Source organism: Ileibacterium valens, from assembly GCF_001945525.1.
Lineage (GTDB): Bacteria > Bacillota_I > Bacilli_A > Erysipelotrichales > Erysipelotrichaceae > Ileibacterium > Ileibacterium valens.
Map to the genome: position 1 here is coordinate 1 of NZ_MPJW01000280.1, position 1,136 is coordinate 1,136.

General features: G+C 45.0%; 1 protein-coding gene. It reads right to left on the minus strand.

The genetic code is table 11. The features are described from left to right. Nucleotides 1-91 precede the first annotated feature (91 nt). On the minus strand, nucleotides 92-1,136 hold a 1,045-nt coding region (locus tag BO222_RS12815), incomplete at its 5' end, for an IS4 family transposase (protein ID WP_075821113.1).

Here is a 1,136-nt window from a genome sequence, read left to right on the forward strand (position 1 = left end):
TTTATCGCCTCTTTTTCAAAATTAAGGCATACTGAAAACAGCGATAATGTTCTGTTATCGCTTCGGGATTATTTCTAATCTTGGAAACAGGCTATTTCCAGTGCGAGGTTGAAGCGCTTGAACTTTTTGCTCGTCTGAAATGCCTGTTTTTTCGTATTGGAACGACCTCATTTTCGATGGTCCATATCACCTCCTTCTGAAGTGCCTTGCCAGTCAGGAACCGCAATACGATTTCTGACAGTGCTTTTCTGTTCGTCTTATACTGCAGCTTCATTCCTGGCTGCTTTGGCAGAGCGCACTTTGAAATAGCGCTGATGAGGTTATAGACCATGACGGCCATATCGATTTCCTGCTCAATCTGATTCTGCTTGCGGGAATGAACCTGTTTACCATGCAGTACGTATTTCAGATCTCGAAAGGACACTTCAATATTCCATCGAAGATGATAAAGTTCCTTGATCTGATCAGCATCAAACTCTTCCTGACTCAGATTGGTCAGCAGGTATTCCATCGTTTTTACCGGTTTTCCATCAGACTCATTCTGGCTTTCGATCTCGACAATAATCAGTCTGTATGGAAAAAGCAGTGTTGGATTTTGAGGTGTAATCAGCTCTACTGAATTTCGAACTACATATTTGTAGAGATCCGCTCTGTTTCTTGTGGCCGCTTTCTGGGAACTGATCAGGATCCGGCTGGATTCATGGTCCAGCGGCTGATCAAGAGTCTGCCCCGCATCAAGCAGAGAATGTAAGCTGCGCTCCTTCATTCGAAATACGAATTTCTGCTGCGCGGCGTTAATCTGAGTTGCCAGATCGAATGAGAAGAACAGACGATCGTAGATCCAGATGGGAGTACCGGGCTGATCGTATTCCTTTACGAACTGCAGAGCAGCGCTGTTTTCATTCTTATCTTCAGCAGACTGGACCAGATAGTTGATGTAATAGCGGTTGTTCAGATCAAAAGCTGCGTTAAAGTGAAGTCCCCAGTGAGGCAGACCATGCCCTGGGATACAGTTCTGAGGTTCATCAGGATTGGGCAGGATTGGAAAGTTGGATCCGTCTACGCCAATGAGTCTGTATTTTCCTTTGAATAAAGGAGATTCCTGAACAAGCTCATCAGTAAAGCCCAGACAGGCG